This is a genomic window from Streptococcus sp. HMSC061D10 (assembly GCF_001808865.1).
Taxonomy (GTDB): Bacteria; Bacillota; Bacilli; order Lactobacillales; family Streptococcaceae; genus Streptococcus.
Genome location: NZ_KV795020.1, coordinates 163,344 through 185,263 on the forward strand (window position 1 = coordinate 163,344; position 21,920 = coordinate 185,263).

At 39.4% G+C, this 21,920-nt stretch carries 23 protein-coding genes; 4 read left to right on the forward strand and 19 right to left on the reverse strand.

Annotated features, from left to right (window positions below):
• Window positions 1–56: 56 nt before the first annotated feature.
• The 3 genes from glmM to cdaA are packed head-to-tail and all read right to left on the reverse strand — an operon-like array spanning window position 57 to window position 3,063.
• A complete protein-coding gene (glmM, locus tag HMPREF2728_RS07430) occupies window positions 57–1,406 on the reverse strand; it encodes a phosphoglucosamine mutase (protein WP_075227522.1) in 1,350 nt (449 codons plus the stop codon).
• A 21-nt stretch (window positions 1,407–1,427) separates the two neighbouring features.
• Complete coding sequence (locus HMPREF2728_RS07435; RefSeq protein ID WP_075227523.1) at window positions 1,428–2,219, reverse strand: CdaR family protein; 792 nt, start codon at window positions 2,217–2,219, stop codon at window positions 1,428–1,430.
• On the reverse strand, window positions 2,206–3,063 hold the full coding sequence (gene cdaA, locus HMPREF2728_RS07440) for a diadenylate cyclase CdaA (RefSeq protein WP_060955431.1): 858 nt from the start codon (window positions 3,061–3,063) through the stop codon (window positions 2,206–2,208). The genes HMPREF2728_RS07435 and cdaA overlap by 14 nt, the downstream gene beginning before the upstream one ends.
• Window positions 3,064–3,197: 134 nt before the next feature.
• Here cdaA and HMPREF2728_RS07445 point away from each other — a divergent pair, with 134 nt between their 5' ends.
• Window positions 3,198–4,166, forward strand: a complete 969-nt coding sequence (locus HMPREF2728_RS07445) for an NAD(P)/FAD-dependent oxidoreductase (protein ID WP_075227524.1) — start codon at window positions 3,198–3,200, stop codon at window positions 4,164–4,166.
• A 33-nt stretch (window positions 4,167–4,199) separates the two neighbouring features.
• On the opposite strand, the gene whiA is transcribed toward HMPREF2728_RS07445, so the two are convergent.
• The 13 genes from whiA to rlmD all read right to left on the reverse strand — a co-directional run bounded on the left by whiA (window position 4,200) and on the right by rlmD (window position 16,642).
• Window positions 4,200–5,111, reverse strand: a complete 912-nt coding sequence (whiA, locus tag HMPREF2728_RS07450; protein WP_075227525.1) for a DNA-binding protein WhiA — start codon at window positions 5,109–5,111, stop codon at window positions 4,200–4,202.
• The gene (locus HMPREF2728_RS07455) at window positions 5,108–6,085 is read right to left on the reverse strand and encodes a YvcK family protein (RefSeq protein WP_075227526.1); all 978 of its coding nucleotides are present in this window, start codon (window positions 6,083–6,085) and stop codon (window positions 5,108–5,110) included. The genes whiA and HMPREF2728_RS07455 overlap by 4 nt, the downstream gene beginning before the upstream one ends.
• Entirely contained in the window at window positions 6,082–6,972 is an 891-nt protein-coding gene (gene rapZ / locus HMPREF2728_RS07460) for an RNase adapter RapZ (RefSeq protein WP_075227527.1), read from the reverse strand. Before rapZ ends, HMPREF2728_RS07455 begins: the two co-directional genes overlap by 4 nt.
• A 51-nt stretch (window positions 6,973–7,023) precedes the next feature.
• Window positions 7,024–7,404 (reverse strand): RidA family protein, encoded by a 381-nt coding sequence (locus HMPREF2728_RS07465; RefSeq protein ID WP_075227528.1) that lies wholly within the window; start codon window positions 7,402–7,404, stop codon window positions 7,024–7,026.
• Window positions 7,405–7,413: 9 nt separating this feature from the next.
• Window positions 7,414–8,001: a ribosome biogenesis GTP-binding protein YihA/YsxC gene (yihA, locus tag HMPREF2728_RS07470; RefSeq protein WP_006148034.1), complete on the reverse strand. Its 588-nt coding sequence runs from the start codon at window positions 7,999–8,001 to the stop codon at window positions 7,414–7,416.
• An 8-nt stretch (window positions 8,002–8,009) separates the two neighbouring features.
• Window positions 8,010–9,242, reverse strand: coding sequence for an ATP-dependent Clp protease ATP-binding subunit ClpX (clpX, locus tag HMPREF2728_RS07475; RefSeq protein ID WP_075227529.1), 1,233 nt, complete (start codon window positions 9,240–9,242; stop codon window positions 8,010–8,012).
• Window positions 9,243–9,273: 31 nt separating this feature from the next.
• Window positions 9,274–9,444 carry a hypothetical protein gene (locus HMPREF2728_RS10680; RefSeq protein WP_000442253.1) on the reverse strand — a complete coding sequence of 57 codons (171 nt, stop codon included), beginning with the start codon at window positions 9,442–9,444 and terminating at the stop codon, window positions 9,274–9,276.
• Window positions 9,444–9,950: a dihydrofolate reductase gene (locus HMPREF2728_RS07480; protein ID WP_075227530.1), complete on the reverse strand. Its 507-nt coding sequence runs from the start codon at window positions 9,948–9,950 to the stop codon at window positions 9,444–9,446. The genes HMPREF2728_RS10680 and HMPREF2728_RS07480 overlap by 1 nt, the downstream gene beginning before the upstream one ends.
• A gap of 127 nt (window positions 9,951–10,077) precedes the next feature.
• Complete coding sequence (locus HMPREF2728_RS07485) at window positions 10,078–10,596, reverse strand: Dps family protein (RefSeq protein WP_075227531.1); 519 nt, start codon at window positions 10,594–10,596, stop codon at window positions 10,078–10,080.
• A 149-nt stretch (window positions 10,597–10,745) separates the two neighbouring features.
• A complete protein-coding gene (locus HMPREF2728_RS07490; protein WP_075227532.1) occupies window positions 10,746–12,527 on the reverse strand; it encodes an ABC transporter ATP-binding protein in 1,782 nt (593 codons plus the stop codon).
• A 10-nt stretch (window positions 12,528–12,537) separates the two neighbouring features.
• Window positions 12,538–14,274, reverse strand: coding sequence for an ABC transporter ATP-binding protein (locus HMPREF2728_RS07495; RefSeq protein ID WP_075227533.1), 1,737 nt, complete (start codon window positions 14,272–14,274; stop codon window positions 12,538–12,540).
• Between the two features lie 124 nt (window positions 14,275–14,398).
• On the reverse strand, window positions 14,399–15,157 hold the full coding sequence (gene tpiA, locus HMPREF2728_RS07500) for a triose-phosphate isomerase (RefSeq protein WP_000087887.1): 759 nt from the start codon (window positions 15,155–15,157) through the stop codon (window positions 14,399–14,401).
• A 117-nt stretch (window positions 15,158–15,274) separates the two neighbouring features.
• Window positions 15,275–16,642, reverse strand: a complete 1,368-nt coding sequence (rlmD, locus tag HMPREF2728_RS07505; RefSeq protein ID WP_060955422.1) for a 23S rRNA (uracil(1939)-C(5))-methyltransferase RlmD — start codon at window positions 16,640–16,642, stop codon at window positions 15,275–15,277.
• A gap of 55 nt (window positions 16,643–16,697) precedes the next feature.
• On the opposite strand from rlmD, the gene HMPREF2728_RS07510 reads away from it, so the two are divergent.
• The 3 genes from HMPREF2728_RS07510 to HMPREF2728_RS07520 all read left to right on the forward strand — a co-directional run bounded on the left by HMPREF2728_RS07510 (window position 16,698) and on the right by HMPREF2728_RS07520 (window position 18,880).
• Complete coding sequence (locus HMPREF2728_RS07510) at window positions 16,698–17,471, forward strand: aminoglycoside 3'-phosphotransferase (protein ID WP_075227534.1); 774 nt, start codon at window positions 16,698–16,700, stop codon at window positions 17,469–17,471.
• Between the two features lie 10 nt (window positions 17,472–17,481).
• Entirely contained in the window at window positions 17,482–18,258 is a 777-nt protein-coding gene (recX, locus tag HMPREF2728_RS07515; protein ID WP_060955420.1) for a recombination regulator RecX, read from the forward strand.
• Window positions 18,259–18,346: 88 nt separating this feature from the next.
• Complete coding sequence (locus HMPREF2728_RS07520) at window positions 18,347–18,880, forward strand: nucleoside tri-diphosphate phosphatase (protein WP_000775325.1); 534 nt, start codon at window positions 18,347–18,349, stop codon at window positions 18,878–18,880.
• Window positions 18,881–19,203: 323 nt separating this feature from the next.
• Here the strand turns inward: HMPREF2728_RS07520 and HMPREF2728_RS07525 are convergent, their stop codons facing one another.
• The 3 genes from HMPREF2728_RS07525 to HMPREF2728_RS07535 all read right to left on the reverse strand — a co-directional run bounded on the left by HMPREF2728_RS07525 (window position 19,204) and on the right by HMPREF2728_RS07535 (window position 21,911).
• Complete coding sequence (locus HMPREF2728_RS07525) at window positions 19,204–20,061, reverse strand: Rgg/GadR/MutR family transcriptional regulator (RefSeq protein ID WP_075227535.1); 858 nt, start codon at window positions 20,059–20,061, stop codon at window positions 19,204–19,206.
• 12 nt (window positions 20,062–20,073) lie between these two features.
• A complete protein-coding gene (locus tag HMPREF2728_RS07530; protein ID WP_075227536.1) occupies window positions 20,074–20,847 on the reverse strand; it encodes a class I SAM-dependent methyltransferase in 774 nt (257 codons plus the stop codon).
• Between the two features lie 296 nt (window positions 20,848–21,143).
• Entirely contained in the window at window positions 21,144–21,911 is a 768-nt protein-coding gene (locus HMPREF2728_RS07535) for an epoxyqueuosine reductase QueH (RefSeq protein WP_000567559.1), read from the reverse strand.
• Between the last annotated feature and the right edge of the window lie 9 nt (window positions 21,912–21,920).

A 21,920-nucleotide genomic window follows, 5' to 3' on the forward strand; every position in this document is an offset into this window, starting at 1 on the left:
CATTGGTACAATATAGTTGCCATTGTACCATATTTTTTTATTTTCTGCTAGATTTACTAAATACCAATCTCAGTTTTAACAACTTCAGCAATAGTGTCTACATAGTAGTCTACTTCCTCAGTGGTTGGGGCTTCAGCCATGACACGCAAGAGTGGCTCCGTTCCACTTGGGCGAACGAGGATGCGACCATTTCCTGCCATTTCTTCTTCCATCTTCTCGATAATAGCTTTGATAGCAGGAACTTCCATAGCTTTTTCTTTCATGGTATTTTCCACACGGATATTGACCAATTTTTGTGGGTAAATTGTCACTTCTGAGGCCAATTGAGACAAACTCTTACCTGTTTCTTGCATGATCTTGGTCAATTGAACAGCTGAAAGCTGACCATCACCAGTAGTATTATAGTCCATCAAGATAACGTGACCTGACTGCTCACCTCCGAGATTGTAGCCAGATTTTCTCATTTCTTCAACTACATAGCGGTCTCCAACAGCAGTGACTGCTTTATTGATCCCTTCACGATCCAAGGCTTTATGGAAACCGAGGTTGGACATAACTGTTGTCACAATCGTGTTTTGAGCCAATTGACCTTTTTCAGAGAGGTATTTCCCAATGATGTACATAATCTTGTCACCATCGACAATTTCGCCATTTTCATCAACAGCAATCAAACGGTCGCTATCACCATCAAAGGCTAAACCGATAGCTGACCCGCTTTCTTTTACAAGTTCTTGCAAAGCTTCTGGATGAGTTGAACCAACGTTCAAGTTGATGTTAAGGCCATCTGGTGTTTCACCGATAACTGTTAATTGAGCACCTAGGTCTGCAAAAATTTGACGAGCACTTGTTGCAGCTGCTCCGTTAGCAGTGTCCAAAGCAACCTTCATCCCTTCAAGAGGAGTTCCAGTTGAAACAAGATAGGATTCATACTTACGTAAACCTTCCGGGTAGTCAACAACCGTACCCAAGCCTTCTGCACTTGGACGCGGGAGAGTATCTTCACTGGCATCAAGCAAGGCTTCGATTTCTGCTTCTTTGTCATCGTCTAGTTTAAAGCCGTCACTACCAAAGAATTTAATTCCATTATCAAGGGCTGGGTTGTGACTAGCTGAAATCATAACACCTGCGCTCGCACCTTCTGTTTTAACAAGATAAGCTACTGCTGGTGTTGCAAGAACTCCAAGCTTATAAACGTGAATTCCCACTGAAAGGAGGCCAGCAATCAAAGCTGCTTCTAGCATTTGACCTGAGATACGAGTGTCACGTCCTACAAAAACTTTTGGTGCTTCAGTCGTATGTTGACTGAGAACATAACCTCCAAAACGTCCCAATTTAAAAGCTAATTCTGGCGTAAGTTCTACGTTTGCTTCTCCACGGACTCCATCCGTTCCAAAATATTTACCCATGTTATATCCTTTTCTAATTTTTTAGTCTTTCTTTGAATAGTCTGGTTTGGTTTCAGACCCTGTAGTAGAAGATTTCGTTGAAGATGAGCTAGTCGTTGAAGAGGTAGAACTACTTGCTGATCTAGCTTGTTTCGTTGTTATCTTCATGGTTGTTTCATACGGTGTAATCACCGTTGGTAAAACTGTTCCATTCTTATCAATAGCTTGTAAGGGAACTGAACCTGTATAATTTCCTGTAATTTTTTCACTCGTTGGTAAGACAGCCACAATCTTATCAATCTTAGATAAGGTATCGGTATCACTAGTAACCGAAACGCGTTCGTCTGAAACGGTCACACTATCGATGAGAATTCGTTCATCAACCTTACCAGAGTCGATCTGTGGAGTGACTGGTAAATTATCCCGTGTTGCCTTCTTCCCAATTTTAACGGTGATTTTCTGTGGTGTTGCTAGGGCTGTTAAACCGCTCGGAAGATTCTCAATGGTCAAGGGAACTTCAACGGTTCCTTCAGTAGCTTGTGTCAAATCTGCAATAACCTTGAATTTACGAGTGCTTTCTTGCATCTCACTAGCCAAGGTCACTCGATTGGATCCAGTTAAAAATACCGTTACTTCTGAACTAAAACCGCTAATAAAATACTGCTCGCTATCGTACTGAATATCAATCGGTACATTTACGACCGTATTGGTATAGGTTTCTGTTCGAGCTGGTCTTGCATTATTATTATTTTGGTAATTAATAGAGGTAGCGTAGATAAATAAAACGCAAGCAAATAGGAGTGAGGAGATGATATATAAACTATTTTTTTTCATTCTTCCAGCCTCCTAATATACGCTCTGTTAAGCTTGGCTCTTGTGAATTTTCCGGAATCAGTATACGACGTAGTTCTTCCTCAAATTCTTCCATCGTTAAATCATGCTTAAAGACACCATTATAGGTAATGGAAATGCCTCCAGTTTCTTCTGACACAACAAATGTTAAGGCGTCTGATACTTCAGATAAACCAATAGCTGCACGGTGTCGTGTTCCAAACTCCTTAGAAATACCAGTGTTTTCGGTAAGTGGAAGATAAGCAGATGTTACAGCTATTCGATCCCCTTTTATAATGACTGCACCATCATGTAAAGGTGTGTTTGGAATGAAGATATTGATTAAGAGTTCTGCAGAAATCTTAGCATCTAAAGGAATCCCCGTGGAAATATATTCCTGCAAGGTTCTGACACGCTGAACAGAGACCAGTGCTCCAATTTTACGAGGGCTCATATATTCTACCGCTTTAACAAAGGCCTGAATCATCTGTTCTTCTGAACTCATTGGTGTACTTGAAAAGAAATCAGTCGCACGTCCCAAACGCTCTAAACCTGTCCGAATTTCTGGAGAGAAAATAACTACCGCTGCGATAACACCGTAAGTAATCAATTGATTGATCAACCAGGAAATAGTTGTCAAGCCTAGGGTATTTGCTGCTATCTGAGCTAAGATAAAAACTAAAACACCTCGAACCAGGATCATAATCTTGGTTCCTGCAATTGATTTTGTAAATTGGTATAAGATATAGGCAACGATAAGAATATCAATCACATTTATCAGAATACTCCAAGGACTGGAAAATAAACTAGACCAGTATTGAAGATTAGATAATTGTTGAAAATTCATTCTAGGCCTCCTCTCCATAAAAAAGCTACTCTTCATTATATCATTTTATATGAAAATTTTCTTCCCCCTACTTCATTTTAAATTGGTAGAAAATATGATAGAATAAAATGATAGAAATGAATTAAGGAGAAACCATGTCTGAACTATATGATATCACCATTGTAGGAGGTGGACCTGTCGGTCTTTTCGCTGCCTTTTATGCTCACCTTCGTCAAGCCAAAGTACAAATCATCGATTCTCTTCCTCAACTAGGTGGTCAACCTGCCATCCTATATCCTGAAAAACAAATTCTCGATGTTCCAGGTTTTCCAAACCTCACAGGGGAAGAATTGACTAACCGCCTTTTGGAACAACTTGAAGGGTTTGAGACGCCTGTTCACCTCAATGAAACTGTTCTTGAGATTGAAAAAGAGGATGATGTTTTTAAGATTACAACTAATAAGGGAAATCATACTTCTAAAACCGTTATTATTGCTATGGGAGGAGGTGCTTTCAAACCACGTCCACTTGAATTGGAAGGTGTAGAAGGCTATGACAATATCCACTACCACGTTTCTAATATTCAACAATACGCTGGTCAGAAGGTAACCATCCTGGGTGGTGGGGACTCAGCCGTTGACTGGGCACTAGCTTTTGAAAAGATTGCTCCAACTACACTTGTGCATCGTCGCGATAACTTCCGTGCTCTTGAGCATAGCGTCCAAGCCTTGCAAGAGTCTTCTGTGACTATCAAAACACCATTTGTGCCGAGTCAACTTCTTAGTGATGGCCAAACTCTTGATAAGCTTGAAATCACAAAAGTTAAATCCGATGAGACTGAAAGCATTGAACTCGATCATCTCTTTGTCAACTATGGCTTCAAATCTTCTGTAGGTAATCTTAAAAAATGGGGACTTGACCTTAACCGTCACAAGATTATCGTCAATAGCAAGCAGGAGTCAAGCCAAGCTGGAATTTACGCTATCGGTGACTGCTGCTACTACGAAGGTAAGATTGACTTGATTGCGACCGGTTTAGGTGAAGCACCAACTGCTGTCAACAATGCCATTAACTACATTGACCCAGAACAAAAAGTTCAACCAAAACACTCTACAAGTCTATAAGAAAAGAACCACGAATTATACGATTCGTGGTTTTTACAATTCCTCTGCAATTTTGTTAATCTTTCTCAGTCGATGATTGACACCACTTTTGGTGAGTGGATTTGTCAGACTATCTGCCAACTTTTGAATAGAATAGTCTGGATGCTGAATACGCAGACGGGCAACTTCCTGCAAGTCTGCTGGAAGATTATCTAAGCCAATTCTATCTTTGATTTTACTGATATTGTTAATGGTTTTCATACTCGCTGAAACCGTACGAGCAATATTAGCCGTCTCTGCATTATTGGCACGATTGAGATCATTACGAGTTTCTCGGAGAATCTTGACACCTTCAAAAGTATCTCGCGCCTCCATGGCTCCCACTAAAATCAGGAAATCCATAATATCTTCAGCTCGTTGGAGATAGGTCACTGCACCTTTTTTTCGTTCAATCACCTTGGCATCTAACAAGAACTGCTGCAAGAGCGAAGCGATCCCTTGGGCATGGTCCAGATAAACTGAACTAATTTCCAGCTGATACTTGCCTGACTCGGGATCTCGAATGCTCCCATTTGCTAAAAATGCACCACAAAGATAGGCACGACCTGCTTCTTCATCTTCTAAAATATCCGGATCAATTCCCGTCTCCAGACCAAAGAAAGAATCAGCCAAACGCAAATCCGCTAAAAGTTCTTGGACTTGTTCATCTGTAAACACAGTATAGACCCGATTTTTACGAAGATTGCTTCTCTGATGATGACGAATCTCCGACTTGATACCATAAAAGTGCAAGAACGATTCATAGAGATGGCGGGCAAGCTTGGCACTCTCTGTAACAACGGACAAGGTCAAGCCAGAACTAGACAAACCTACGCTTCCAGACATCTTGATAATGGCTGATAACTCATAGCGACTCAGGTGGTGTTGACCTAGGATTTCTTCTTTTACTGCTACTGTGAAACTCATTTTCTCACCTGTATGATATGCATTAATTCATCCACGATTAAGTCACCATCATGGAAGGCACCACCATTTTCCAAACGTAGGAAGTTGGATGAAATGACACGGGGAACTTGTTGATGCAAACCATCGAAATCATGCTCAACCTGAACTAGATACTCATCGAAACGGTTGGTGTCCATATAGTCTCTTGGAACCTTTTCGATATTAACAAGTACTGTATCAATAAAGGGACGACCAAGATGACGATGCAAGACTTCCACATGATCACTATCTGTAAAATGCTCAGTCTCACCACGTTGTGTCATGATATTGCAAACATAAGCCACCTCTGCTTTGGTTTCAAGAAGGGCTTGTCCAATCTCTTCAATGACAATATTCGGCAAAATGGAGGTAAAGAGTGAACCAGGCCCTAAGACAATCATATCACTCTCAAGAATGGTATTGACAACTCGACGGCTAGCCTGCGGTTTTTCATCATTCAGGGTATTGGTAACATAGACATGGTCAATCATGCCTGGATGGTCTGCAATGTGACTTTCCCCAGCTACTTCTGAACCATCTTTAAAGACTGCATGCAAGGTCAAGGGATGATCACTAGATGGATAAATCTTACCTGTCGTATGGAAAAATTTACTCAGTAGTTGCATAGCATTATAGGTTGAACCCTGCATTTCAGAAAGCCCTGCTATGAGAATATTCCCCAGCGGATGTCCAGCAAAGGCACCTGCATCCTCCGAAAAGCGGTATTGAAAAACCTTCTCATAGAACTTTGGCATATCTGACATGGCAACAAGCACATTGCGTAAATCTCCAGGTGGTGTCAACTGCTGCATATTTTTACGCAGTTCACCTGAAGAACCTCCGTCATCAGCAACAGTTACAATGGCTGCAATGTCAACATCTCTTTCCCGTAAACTTTTTAAAATAACAGGGATACCGGTTCCACCACCAATCACCGTAATTTTTGGTTTTCTCATGAACGGTTTACCGTTTCCTTTCTTCGGTCTTTATCACGATGGCTTTCGTTTACAGGCCAATTTTTCGCCAAATCATTGGCTAATCGTTTAGCGAAGGCAACGCTTCGGTGTTGCCCACCTGTACAACCCACTGCAATGGTTAAAACAGATTTTCCTTCTTTTTTATAACCTGGTAGAATTGGTTCAATTAAGGCTAACAAATGACGGTAGAAATCTTCAGATTCCTCATGATTCATAACATAGTCATAAACGGCCTGGTCTTCACCTGTCTGATTGCGAAGTTCTGGTAGATAGTAGGGATTTGGGAGGAAACGGACATCAAATACCAAGTCAGCATCAATAGGAATGCCATATTTAAACCCGAAAGACATCACCTCGATTCGGAAGGACTGAGCCCGTTCTTGGTCTGAAAACTGCTCTGCAATGGTCTTACGGAGTTCACGAGGAGTTAACTCTGTTGTGTCAACCACGTTTTGACTCATATTTTTCAAGGGTGCCAAGAGTTCACGTTCCAGCTTAATTCCGTCCAAAATACGACCATCTGCTGCCAGAGGGTGACTTCTTCTAGTTTCCTTATAACGTGCCACCAATTCCTTATCTGCTGCATCCAAAAAGAGGATTTTAAAGTCCAAATCATCTTGATTTTCCAATTCATCCAAGACAGCCTGAATCTCTGAGAAGAAAGAACGACTACGCATATCAACCACTAGGGCCAACTTATGATCATCATCCTTGGTCTCAACCAACTGTAAAAACTTTGGTAAGAGGGCAGGCGGCATATTATCAATGGTAAAATATCCTAAATCTTCAAAGGATTGAATGGCTACAGTTTTTCCTGCACCACTCATCCCTGTTACAATCACCAGGTGAAGTTGTTTCTTTGTCATCTTTGTCTCCTTATATCAAAAGAAGTTTGGAAGAACCAAACTTCTACTAGCTTATCCAATCTCTGCGATGACTTCAATTTCGACTTTTACATCGCGAGGAAGACGAGCTACTTCCACAGCTGAACGAGCTGGAAATTCTTTGTTAAAGGCTGTTTGGTATACCTCATTAAAAGGTACAAAGTCGTTTATATCACTCAAGAAACAAGTTGTTTTAACAACATGGTCAAAATCTGTACCTGCTTCTGCTAAAATAGCTCCAATGTTTTTCAAGACTTGTTCTGTCTGTTCTTGGATTGTTTCTCCTACGATTTCTCCAGTTTCAGGAGATAGAGGTACTTGACCGCTAGCGAACAAAAGGTTGCCAACGATTTTTCCTTGAACGTAAGGTCCGATTGCTTTTGGAGCTTTATCTGTATGAATTGTTTTTGCCATATGTATTCCTCATAATTTTTCTAAAATAGCATCCCAAGCTTGGTCCATTCCTGCTTTTGTTACGGATGAAAAGAGGATAAAATCATCGCTTGGATCAAAGTTTAATTTCTTTTTAATTGCTGATTCGTGCTTGTTCCATTTCCCACGCGGAATCTTGTCTGCCTTGGTCGCCACAATGATGACAGGAATCTCATAATACTTAAGAAACTCGTACATCTGTACATCATCTGCCGTCGGATCATGACGAAGGTCAACGAGACTAACAACCGCTCGAAGATTTTCACGAGTGGTTAAGTACTCCTCAATCATGCGACCCCACTTTTCGCGTTCCTTTTTGGAAACACGAGCATAACCGTAACCAGGTACATCTACAAAACGCATCTTATCATCAATATTAAAGAAATTAAGTAGTTGTGTTTTTCCTGGCTTTCCAGAGGTACGAGCTAGATTCTTACGATTGAGCATGGTATTGATAAAACTTGATTTACCAACATTTGAGCGACCTGCGAGCGCAATCTCAGGAAGTTCATCCTGCGGATAGTGGGACTTGTTGGCTGCACTCAGCAAAATCTCAGCATTGTGTGTATTGATTTCCATAATCACCTCTAGGCTGTCTCTAGGATTGGCTTAGCCGTTCCGTCAACCGCTTCTTTTGTGATACGAACTGTTTTCACATTTTCTTGACTTGGAACTTCAAACATAACGTCTAGCATGGTTTCTTCGATGATTGAGCGAAGGCCACGCGCACCAGTCTTACGTTCAATAGCTTTGTTGGCAATCTCTTGGAGAGCCTCATCGTCAAATTCAAGTTCAACATCGTCATATGAAAGCAAGGTCTGGTATTGTTTGACCAAGGCATTTCTTGGCTCTTTCAAAATGCGAACCAAGTCATCTACTGTCAACTGCTCCAGAGCTGCAAAGACAGGCAAGCGCCCTATCAACTCAGGGATAATACCGAATTTTTGAATGTCCTCTGCAATGATCTCTTGCATGTAAGAGCTATTTTCATCAATGGCCTTGTTGTTTTGTCCGAAACCAATGACTTTTTCTCCCAAACGCTGTTTGACAATTTCTTCGATTCCATCGAAGGCACCACCCACGATGAAGAGGATATTCTTGGTATCCACTTGAATCATTTCTTGTTGTGGATGTTTACGTCCGCCTTGAGGAGGGACGCTAGCTACAGTTCCTTCGATAATCTTGAGAAGGGCTTGTTGCACCCCTTCACCAGAAACATCACGCGTGATAGACACGTTCTCGCTCTTCTTAGCAATCTTGTCAATCTCATCCACGTAGATAATTCCACGTTCTGCACGTTCGATGTTAAAGTCAGCTGCCTGCAAGAGTTTGAGGAGGATATTTTCCACATCCTCACCAACATAACCAGCCTCAGTAAGTGCTGTTGCGTCAGCGATTGCAAAAGGTACATTCAAACTTTTAGCAAGAGTTTGAGCAAGGAAAGTCTTCCCTGATCCTGTTGGGCCAATCATTAGAATGTTTGATTTTTGCAAATCAACATCTTCAGTCTCTTCACGAGTGTCATGGAAATTGATGCGTTTGTAGTGGTTATATACAGCTACTGCCAGAGCACGTTTGGCACGATCTTGACCAATCACATAGTGGTTCAAAATGTTTAGGAGTTCGATTGGTTTTGGTACTTCAGATAAGTCTGCCAAGACTTCCTCAGCCAACTCCTCACGAATAATCTCCTGGGCCAACTCCACACATTCATTACAGATAAAGGCATTGTTCCCAGCGATTATTTTTTTAACTTCTTCTTGGCTTTTGCCACAAAATGAGCAATAAACCATCATATCATTTTTCCTATTTGTAGGCATGATTCCCTTCCGTTCTAATTATTCATTCTCTCTAAAATAAGGTCATATAAAAAGCATGAATGCTATTCACCAAGTTTGTAAAGGCATTAAGCCAAAGTAGAGTAGCAAGTCCAAAGCGCTTTTTACGAAAAGCGTGTGTTCCAGCTACAAAACAGACAGCACACAAAAGAGCTGTAAAAAATCCAAAAATACTACGCTCCATTAGACTTCCTTTCTCTTTCTATATTCGATGGTAAAATCATAGGCATTTTTCTCATCTCTAGTATAAGATTTGCTTGCAACAGTCTCAAAAACAGTCAAGTCAAAATCTTCCGGAAAAAAAGTATCCCCTTCAACTTGAGCATGGATTTGTGTCACAATAATTTCATCGAGATAAGGTTCAAAAAGCTGAAAAATCTGCTTACCCCCAATGATATAGAGATTTTTATCCTGGTTATGGTACCAGTCTAAAACATCCTCAACATTTTGGAAAACCAGAACACCCTCAATAGACTCCTGTGTATTTCGTGTTAAAATTAGGGTTTCACGGCCTGGTAACAAACGTCGTCCCATTCCATCAAAGGTTACACGTCCCATTAAAATGGCATGATTCAAGGTTGTTTCTTTGAAATGTTTTAACTCTGCTGGCAAATGCCATGGTAAGCGATCCTCTTTTCCGATTACACCCTTTTCATCTTGTGCCCAGATGGCTACGATTTTCTTTGTCATGCTTTCATCCTTTTTATTGATAGTTCTATTTTATCAAAAATCTTCAAAAAAGACTGTTTTGGAACGCCCTTCGAAATAGAAAAAATCCGTAGAAGTTCTCTACGGATTTTTGACAAAATAGAGTATCTTACAAACCAGGTGCTTGTCCTAATTCTGCAGCAAGCATCCAGACAGTTTTTTCAAGATCTGCCTTAGCACCAACAAAAATATCATTGGTTACATCATCGCCTTCTTCATCAGTCACATCCAAAGCTTTTTGGAAAAGAGTGATAAGGTAACGATAAATTTCAAGAACACGTTCCAAACTTTCTTCTACATTGCGGAACTCTCCAACTTCTTCTTCGATTTCACTGTGTTGAAGGAACTCTGTCAGAGTAGAGTATGGTTTGCCACCAAGAGTGATCAAACGTTCGCTGATTTCATCAAGGTAAGCATCTAGACTATCCATGTATTCATCCATCTTAGGATGCCATACTTGGAAACCACGTCCACGCATGTACCAGTGTACTTGATGAAGAGCAATATGTGCTACGTACAAGTCAGCTACGGATTGATTCAAAACTTCCTTTGTTTTTGCTAGCGCTTCAGGCGCTGATTTAGATAATGTTGTTACATCTTTTAAAGCATCTTTTTTTAATTCAACCATGTTTCTCACCTCGTAATATAATTTTTGCAACCATATTTATTGATTACTACATCAGTATACTACTCCTAGTAGACAAAAGCAAGGAAATTAACTCATATTAAAAAAGTTCTAATTGACTGATAATTTAAGAAAATGAGTGGCTATTTATCCTAGCTATTTTCTCTATTTTTATTCGAAAATTGACTTTGATAAAGGTCATAATAGAAACCTTTTGCGTTTAAAAGACTTTCATGATTTCCTTGTTCGATAATCTGTCCATCTTTAAGTACCAATATCTTGTCCGCTTCCTGAATAGTTGAAAGGCGATGGGCAATGACAAAGCTCGTTCTTCCCTTCATCAAACGTTTCATAGCCTTTTGAATCAAAAGCTCCAAGCGGGTATCGACTGATGATGTCGCTTCATCAAGGATTAGTATTTTTGGATCCGCTAAGAGTGCACGCGCGATGGTTAAAAGCTGTTTCTGACCAAGAGAAATATTACTTGATTCTTGGTTCATTTCCATGTTATAACCACCAGGAAGGGTGCGGATAAAGTGGTCAACATTGGCCGCCTTAGCAGCTTCAACGATTTCTTCATCTGTTGCCTCAAGATTTCCAAAGCGAAGATTTTCCTTGATACTACCTTCATAGAGCCAGGCATCCTGTAGGACCATACCAAACTGTCGACGATAGTCCTGACGAGACAGCTCACGAATATCTTGGCCATCCACTAAAATGGCACCTGCGGTCACATCATAAAAACGCATGAGAAGGTTAATCAAGGTTGTTTTCCCTGCTCCAGTAGGTCCAACGATAGCTACCATCTCTCCAGGTTCAACATCTAGGTTGAAATCGCGAATCAATGGTTTGTTTTCCACGTATTGGAAATCGACATTCTTGAAACTAACTTGACCTGTCAATGGTGCTAGTTCTTTCACTTCAGTAGCTTGGACTTCTTCCTGTTCATCCAAAACTTCAAAGACACGATCAAGCGAAGACTTAGCACTTTGCATTTGTCCTGCTAATTGAGTGATATTTTGAATTGGTTGACTGACCTGCCACACATACTGAACGAAAGCTTGCATATTACCAATCGTCAAGCGCCCTGCAATAACCTGCAATCCACCTAATACTGCAACAATCAGGTAGGTTAAATCAGATACGATGTGAAGGGCAGGCATCATCAAACCTGAAATAAAACTCGCCTTAAATCCGACTTGTTGTAATTCATCCGTAATCTTTTCAAATCTCTCTTGAGAGTTTTCTTCACGTCCGAAAAGTTTTAAAACATTAAAACCTGTCAAGTTTTCTTGCACAAATCCATTCATTCGTCCCAATATAGCTGCCTGCTGTTTAAAGTACGGCTGCGAACGATTTAGAATCGTTTTAGCTCCAAAATAAGTCACTGGAATCGACAAGATAACAATGATAGCCAACTGAAGATTGAGATAGAGGACCATACCCATAACAAAAATAATGGTAAAGACTGCATTAACAATCTGTAAGAAAGATTGTTGTAGAGCGTTCGAAACAGTTTCAACATCACTGGTAAAGCGACCTAGCAAATCTCCAAACTGGTGTTTGTCAAAGTAGGATACTGGGATACGATTGATTTTTTCACTCATTTCATTTCGCAAATCCTGTACCATAGACTGCACAGCATTGGTCATAAAGTAGTTTGAGTAGTAAGACCCCAACTCATAAAGAAGCCCACGCAAGAGATAGATCACTAGAATTACTGCAATATAGCTGGTATTGATGCCCGCTCCTGCAACACCATTTGCCATGGCAAGGAGGTTGCTGGTTAACTCAGTGATAGCAAGTCCCAATACGAAAGGCTCGATGACACTCATAATAACGCTGACTATTTTCAAGAAGACTGCAAAGAAAACAGAGAATCGGTAGGCTTTTAAATAGCTCCATAGACGAGCTAGACTAGATTGTTGTTTCATCCTTTACCTCCTATTCTTCTGTCAGAGACGCATTTTTCAGCTGCGACTCAGCAATTTCTCGATAGATGTCATTGGTTTCCATCAATTCTTCATGACGGCCACGACCAACGATTTCACCCTTATCAAGGACGATAATCTGGTCAGCATCCATGATGGTTCCAACACGCTGTGCAACAATCAATACCGTTGCATCTTGAGTCACTTCCTTGAGACGACGGCGCAAAATAGCATCTGTACGGTAGTCCAAGGCCGAGAAGGAATCATCAAAGATGTAGATGTATGGACCCTTGATGACTGCGCGGGCAATCGACAAGCGTTGCTTCTGACCACCTGATAGGTTGCTTCCGCCTTCTGCCAGATGCGTTGCAAAACCTTCTTCTCGACTTTCGATAAAGTCTTTGGCTTGGGCTACATCAGCTGCTTGGTGCAAGTCCTCATGACTGGCATCCTCTTTCCCGTAACGGAGATTGTCTGCGATAGTCCCAGTAAAGAGCAAGGCTTTTTGTGGAATAAATCCAATCTTCTGACGGAGTGATTTGAGACGGTAATCCCGTACATCAACACCATCGACCTTAATTTTCCCTAGCGTAACATCGTAAAAACGAGGAATCAATTGAACCAGAGTAGACTTACCTGAACCAGTTGAGCCGATAAAAGCAATGGTTTCTCCCGGTTTAGCAGTAAAGGAAATGTTATGCAAAACAGGGCTTTCTGTTTCCCCAGGATAGGCAAAGGTTACATTATCAAATTCTAGATAACCATGGGTTTCTGTTTCTTGAATTCCGTCCTCATTTGGATCAATGGAAATCGGCATATCCATGATTTCCTTCAAGCGTTCACTGGATACGGCCGTTCTAGGGTACATGGTAAAGAGGTTTGACAAGAAAAGGAAGGACAAGAGAGCGTGGAAACTATACTCGATAAAGGCCACCAAATCCCCAATCTGCAAACTTCCCTGTTTGAGAGGATCCAAAGCAAACCAAACGATAGCTACAATCATAGCGATAATGATTTGCACAAATAGTGGCTCCGTCAAACCAGTCAATTTGAACAAACGATTTGAATTATCCGCATAGATCGCATTTTTCTCTTCGAAACGTTTTTCTTGGAAATCTTCACGAGCAAAGGCACGAATCACTCGTAGCCCCATCAAATTTTCACGGACATACTGGTTAATCTTATCCAAAGTTTTCTGTTGTTTTTCAGATAAGGGACGCGTTTTCACCGCCACATAAATGACTACTACAGCTAGAAAAGGAACGGAAAAAGCCACAATCCAAGCTAGTGAAGGACTGGTCAAGAAAATCATGAGAATACTCGACAGCATCATCATGGGAGTGATAACACCCAACTTAAGCGTTTGTTCCGCAAACTGCATGAGGACAAAGGCGTCACTGGTAATACGAGTGACTAGTGAAGACACACCAATTTGTTCATATTCGTGGTGAGAATACTCTTGCAGCTTAGCATAGACATCATCCCGCATGTCCTTAACCATATTCGTGGTCAATTTACTAGCAGCATAAGCTAGAACAACCCGCCCAAATGTTCCCAAGACGATAATAACCAACATGATGATGGCCCAAAAATAGAGTTTATCCTGATCACCTTGGTTTATTCCCTGGTCAATCATGCGGGCCAAAACTGTTGGTAAACCTAGATTGACAATGACAAAGAAAATCGCCCCGAGAAAGTCTAACACTAACCACTTAGGATAGCGTTTGAGATAAGACCAAATATAAAGCATAATTCTCCTTTCTTTTTCTTCTAAAATGCAGAAAAGAGCGTGCTTTCGCACGCCATTTTACTAAAAAGAAGACAGGCAGTCTTAACCTCGAGGGAGGGAACTGTCTGTCTCAGATATTTGAAGCTTATTTTACAAAGTCAAGCAATGCCAAGAAGCTTTCTGGGTCAAGTGATGCACCACCAACAAGAGCTCCGTCAACGTCTGGACAAGCCATGTATTCAGCAACGTTTTCAGGTTTAACTGAACCACCGTATTGAACACGTACTTTGTCAGCTACTTCTTGACCGAAGTCAGCAGCTACAACGTCACGAACAACTTTACACATTTTTTGTGCATCGTCTTGTGAAGCTGATTTACCAGTACCGATAGCCCAGATTGGCTCGTATGCGATAACTGTTGAAGCTACTTGTTCTGCAGTCAATCCAGCAAGAGCAGCAGAAACTTGAGCACCTACGAATTCAGCTGCTTTACCAGCTTCGTAAGTTTCAAGGCTTTCACCACAACAGATGATTGGAAGCATACCGTTAGCAAAGATTGCTTTTGCTTTTTTGTTGATGTCTTCGTCTGTTTCGTGGAAGTAGTCACGACGTTCTGAGTGACCGATAACAACGTAGTCAGTACCGATTTCTTTCAAAACTTGTGGGCTAGTTTCACCAGTGAAAGCACCAGCATTTTCAAAGTAGCAGTTTTGAGCAGCAACTTTAAGGTTTGAACCTTTAGCAGCAGCAAGAACAGTTGTCAAATCAAGAGCTGGAGCTGCGATACCTGCTTCAACAAGGTCTGCTGAAGGAAGTTTTGATGCTACAGCTTCAACGAATGCTTTTGCTTCTTCTGGGTTTTTGTTCATTTTCCAGTTACCAGCGATAAATGGTTTACGTGACATTTCACATACCTCTTTTTTCATTTTATTTTCTACTTATTTTATCATATTTAAAGATAGCTTGCAAATCTTACTCTGTAACTAGAAGTCTTCTTTTCAAAAACTTTCCAGTTGCCGTTTTTATCTAGAAGCTGGCTTTCTCCTGGTTAATTTGACCACTGCTTCTGTTCTAGCCGTGTGTGGAAACATATCAACAGACTGGATATAGTGTAGATCATAGACCTCTACCAGACGGACTAAATCACGCGCCAAGGTAGACACATTGCAGGAAACATAGACCATCTTTTCAGGAGCATACTTGGCAATAGTATCCAAGAGCTTATCATCTAAACCTGTACGTGGCGGGTCCACAATCAAAGCATCTGCACGATAGCCTTCCTTGTACCAACGGGGGATGATTTCTTCTGCAGTTCCTGCTTCATAGTGAGTATTGGTATAACCCATGCGCTTAGCATTTTCTTTGGCATCCTCAATAGCTTCTGGAATAATATCCATCCCTCTCAAGCTTTTGACTTTCTTAGCAAAGGCAAAACCAATGGTCCCAACACCACAATAGGCATCAATCAGATGGTCATTCTCATTTACGTCTAAGGCCTTAACGGCTTCACTATAGAGAATTTCTGTCTGTTCAGGATTGAGCTGGTAAAAAGCTCGTGGTGAAAGAGAAAATTCATAATCAAGAACACCCTCGCGTATGCTATCCTGCCCCCAAATAATCTCGGTCTTGTCTCCATAAATCTCACTGGTTTTTGCAGTATTGGTATTGACTGCAACTGTCACCACTTCTGGAAAATCCTTGACTAGGTCTTGAACTAAGAGAGTCAGATTCAATTGACGGTTGGTGACGATAATGATTTGAACCTGCCCAGTTTTCCGTGCTCGACGAACCATGATAGTCCGAACCCCAAGAATTTTCCGTTCATCTGTAATCGGAATTTGATGATAGGTCAAGAGTTCAGCAATGCGATTGGCAATAATCTGCGTCTCCTTGTCTTGAACCAGACAGTCTTTTAGCTCAACCAAGTAGTGAGAATTCTGAGCATACAAACCTGCCTTGACTTGACCTTTAAACTTTCGCGTTTGAAATTGCAGTTTAGCCCGATAATACTTGGGTTTCTGCATGCCAATGGTTGGTCTGATTTCATAGTTTTCATAGCCAGCAGGTGCAAATTTCTTCAGAGCTTGATGAAGGAGATCTGTCTTGAACTCCAGCTGCTTGTCATAATGCAGATGCATGATTTGACAGCCTCCACACTCATTATAAATGGTACAGTCTGGAACCACTCGAAACTTAGATTTTTTATTGACCTCAAGCAGTTTAGCCTCAACGTAGTTACGCTTAACCGAAGTCACCTGACAATAGATATCTTCTCCCTTGAGGGCACCTGGAACAAAAACGAGGGTTTTCTGGAAAAAACCAATTCCTTCCCCGTTAATCCCCATGCGCTTAATTTTTAATGGAATTTTTTGTTTGACTTTTAGATTCATAAGTCTATTATACCACGTAGTTTCTCAATGGTTAAGAATATGTTACAATAAAACCATGAATACAAAGATATCTTTTTCCTCATTGGATTTTCCTGAGCAATTACGAACTTATATAGAGGGGGCAAGCCTTTCTGACAGCTCTTCTCATTCAGGCGCAAGTGTCCTTTATCTTGACTCAGGTTACTATTTAAAAATAGATCAAAAGGGAAGAATAGAGCGAGAAGCTGGCATTGCAAGGTGGTTTGAAACCAAAGGACTGGGAACTCCAGTTATCCACTATCTATCTACAGATAAAGACTACCTCCTGACTAAAGAGGCTATTGGTCGTAATGCTCTCGCTTTTTTAGATCAGCCAGAAAAAATCTGCCGAACAATGGCAGAGGCTCTTAAAAAGCTTCACAACTTAAACCCACACAATTTTCCATCAGAAAATCATTTAAAATCCTACAAAGACAGAGCCTTTAAAAACTATGAAAAAGGTGAGTTCTATGCCAAGGCGCTCCTACCCCAATTCCAGATTAGCAGTCGCGAAGAGGCCTTCCAACTCATCCAAGAACAAGGGCACCTTTTAAAGACAGATGCCTTCATTCACGGGGACGCCTGTCTACCAAACTTTATTCTCAAAGATGCTGACCATTTCTCTTGCTTCATTGATCTTGGTTTGGCTGATTTCAGTGATCGACATATCGATCTCTTTTGGGCAATTTGGTCCCTCAATTACAACTTAAAAGATCCCAAATATGCTGAACTATTTCTCGACTATTACGGGAGAGAGCTGGTTGTTAGCAACAAACTTCGACTCGTTGCTGCCTTTGAAGCATTTGGATAAAAGGAAAAACATGAAAATCACAAAACTTGAAAAGAAAAAAAGACTCTATCTGCTCGAACTTGATAGCGACCAAACCTGCTACATTACCGAGGATACCATTGTTCGCTTTATGTTAACAAAAGGGAAAGAAATCTCAGCTGAGGAACTAACTGAGATTAAATCCTTTGCGCAATTTTCCTACAGTAAAAATCTAGCTCTCTACCACTTATCCTTCAAGGCCCGTACTGAAAAAGAAGTTAGAGATTATCTTGCCAGACATGAAATTGATGAGAAAATCATTCCCCAAGTCATTCAGTCTCTAAAGAATGACAACTGGATCAATGACCGCCAATATGCACAAGCTATCATCAATTCCAATCAGCTTTCAGGAGATAAGGGAAGCTATATGCTGATGCAGAAGATTTCTCAAAAAGGGGTTGCTAAGTCTATCATCCAAGAAGTCTTACAAGAATTTGATATGGAGGAAGTCGCAGAGCGTACAGCTGAAAAACTACTGAAAAAATACCAAGGGAAATTACCTGCCCGCGCCTTACAGGACAAGATTATCCAAAATCTGACCAACAAAGGGTTTTCCTACTCAGAAGCCAAGGCTGCCTTTGATCAACTTGATAACCAGATCGATGAAGAAACTGTTCAGGAGCTAATTTTCAAAGAGCTCGATAAACAATACCCAAAATACTCACGAAAGTATGAAGGATACGAACTCAAGCAACGTTTAACCCAAGTTTTAGCTAGAAAAGGTTATGATTTTTCGGATATAGCCAGCGCTCTCAGAGAATATCTTTAATTTTTTCATGAAAAAACTAAGAACTTTAAACAAAAATGTGATACAATAGTAAACGATAAACTTATAAATTGTAGAAAGTTGGTTAGTTATGAAACTTCCAAAAGAAGGCGACTTTATTACAATTCAAAGTTATAAGCATGATGGGAGTCTCCACCGTACTTGGCGGGACACCATGGTACTAAAAACAACAGAGAACGCTATTATCGGCGTCAACGACCACACACTTGTTACCGAAAGTGACGGTCGTCGTTGGGTAACTCGAGAACCGGCTATTGTTTACTTTCACAAGAAATATTGGTTTAATATTATCGCTATGATTCGTGAAAATGGTATCTCCTACTACTGCAATATGGCTAGTCCTTACTATCTGGATGAAGAAGCTTTAAAATACATTGACTATGATTTGGATGTTAAAGTTTTTACAGATGGTGAGAAACGCCTCTTGGACGTTGAGGAGTATGAACGACACAAGCGAAAAATGAAGTATTCTTCTGATCTAGACTATATTCTGAAAGAGCATGTTAAGATTCTTGTTGATTGGATTAACAATGAGCGAGGTCCTTTCTCAGAAGCCTATGTCAACATTTGGTACAAACGCTACGTAGAACTAAAGAATCGGTAAAGTTGTCAGAGGTCAGGAACAAAATCCTGACCTCGTTTTTTGGTAGTATAAAATAAGCTGTGTAAACACAAAAAGGAATAAATCCATTATGATATAATTCGTGAGATATACAAAATAAATGGATAGACTAATACTTTTTTAATTTCTTTGTTCCTTGTAAGTTTACAACAACCTTATATTGTTTAATACAAAAATACGAAGATGATTGCTATAAAAGAATTCAGATCACCTTCGTATCAAATTATTTAGTTTTTGTATTTCTATATAACATCAATCTTTTAGTACAACATTTTAATAGGATACCTTAACAGAGAAAATGCTATTTAATCTACCAGCTCATTTAATCGTTTTTGAAAATATAAAGCAATATTTTTAGATTCAATAAACTCAAAGTATTTAATGACATTTTGCATTTGTTTAATTCCAGATTCTTTAGATTCTATCAGGTATATTTTATATCCTTCTACAAACTTGAATGTAGATTTTTCAAAGACTTTTGTGTCATCTTTTAATAATTTTCTTAATTTCATTTCAAAGTAGTCTGCATATGATAGATGTGAATTTTCAAGGCAACAGAACCAAAAATTTAAACAAGCTGACACAACTAAATTTCTATTCTTACCGATTTTTTCGTAATAATGTGTACGCTCTAGTATTTCTTTTCCGACCCTGTAGATATAATCTATTTCAAAAAGATGATATAAATTACCAATCAGCGCTATCTCATAGGACTCCCATCTTTCCTTCTGGAATAAATAGTCATATACTAAATTTAGATCATCTCTACTAACTACATAATTACAATCTATCTGATTTAATAGTCCCTGAACCATAATTGTATTTATTCTATAAGTTTTTTCTCCACTCTTCTCAAAAAGTTTTTGTTGCTCATTTTTTATTTCCTCCAATCCTTTAGTATTCAAACTATAAAAATTTGGAGATAAATTAACCAAAAAATCATCAAGCTCCGATCTTTTATAATGTTCTAGATAATTACAAAAATTCTCGATCGAAACATTGATATTTGATAATAATTCAAAAAACGTTGAAAGAGAAATTTCATTTTCTCCCCTTTCAAATCTAGAAAGTTGAGATTTAGATATAGAATCAGCTGCAGCAGACTTTAAAGAATATCCGTTCAATTTTCTAAAATATCGAAAAGCTTCTCCGTAATTTTTCACAATTTTGTTCCCTTATCTTTCTTTTCGAGCGATAAACATACCATATTCTTTAGGAATGATCAACATACCATTATTAAACTCAATTTCCAATCTATTACGAATTATTTCCTCTTCTAGTAAACCTATTTCGGAAATTCCTTTCAAGGATTGAATATATTGAACTAGATCGTCTATACTTGTTACATGTAGCTCATCATCATAAATTAATTTTTCCACAGTGTCAAAATACCTATTTAAAAAAGCTTTCCCATTTTGTAAAGTAAAAGTTTTATTTTCCAAATTTTGATTAACCACATCTTTAAATAAGCTTGCCAAATAATCTACAACTCCATTTTCACCAAATGTAGCACAATAAAAAATTCCTCCTTTTTTTAATACTCTATTCACTTCAGAGATAGCTTTATCAATGTCATTTACATGATGTAGAAGCATATTAGCAATAACAATATCAAAAGTTTCATTTTTAAAAGAAATATTTTGGATATCCATTCTTTCATAGTTGACATTATCTCTATTTCCAATCACTAACTTCGTAGTTTCTACCATGTCATTAGAAAAATCCGTTATAATCAATTGCTTCATCTTGTCTATTGAATCAAGATTACTTTTCCACAGTTCTCCTGTACCACATCCCAATTCTAGAATCTTTACCTCATCAGTATTTTGGTAGTTAGAAAATATCCAATTGTTAAATCCCAATTTATTTTTAGAATACCTCTTATGCAATTCTACTCGAATATCAAGATTATCATGACTTTTATATTGTTCAATTACTTTATCAATCATTTTAAATGACCTCCACTCTATAATTTGACATTATATCACAAGAATAAAGGTAGTGTAAAATAAGTTGTATAAATGCAAAAAGGAATAATTTTACTGCAGTATTGAACTATTTATTGGACTTCTAGACTCCAAAAAATACTTTTAACCTAAACTTCATTTTTCATCCACAAGTTTTAAGATGCACTGATTTATTAAAGGATTGAGATTCTAGGACTAGGAATTCATAGATTAGTCCATCAATTTCTGGCTATCACTTTCCCCTAGTAAAAAACCTGCCACATTAGGCAGGTTTCCCTTTAAATATCTAACTTCGTAACAGTGAACTTGATATGCGAATAGTCTTTTTCGATATCCTTATCTACCATAAAGGCTGTTGCATCCTTCTTGACCTGTACCAAGTCAATATTCTGTGCTTGAGCGGCATAGACACAGCCACAGTAACATTGTCGATAGATGTCATACTCTTCACACATCTCCACTGAACGTTTATAGCCTTGATTTTTCTTAAAATCACTCGGAAGATAATGAGTTGTGTAGATTTTCTGCACATCAATCCCGATACTATTGATGGTTTGCGAATTTTTGTGAGGACTGATAGTCAGGGCAGAACCGAAGTAATCAAATCCTAAGTCCATGGCCACCTGTGCTGTCTTATCCAGACGATAGTCAAAACAAACCTTGCAACGATCGCCACCTTCAGGTTCTTCTTCCAAACCTCTGACCAGCTGACGGTATTCGTTGGGTTCATAGGGTGCTTCTAGATATTGAACCTTGTTGCCAGTTCGTTCATTGAAATCACTGACAAACTTTTTTGTCACATAGGCACGCTTGTGATACTCAGCTTTAGGATGGATATTTGAATTAGCAAAATAAATAGTCACATCCGCATACTTGGTCAAATACTCTAGAGTGTAGGTGCTACAAGGAGCACAACAGACGTGCATGAGAATGGTTGGTCTTTCTTCATTTTTTTCCCAAACTTGAACCATCTTTTGCATGACTCGGTCATAGTTGATCTTTTGATTGGGATTCATCTTACTTAGAATTTCTTCTACATCGATCATACTCTTCTC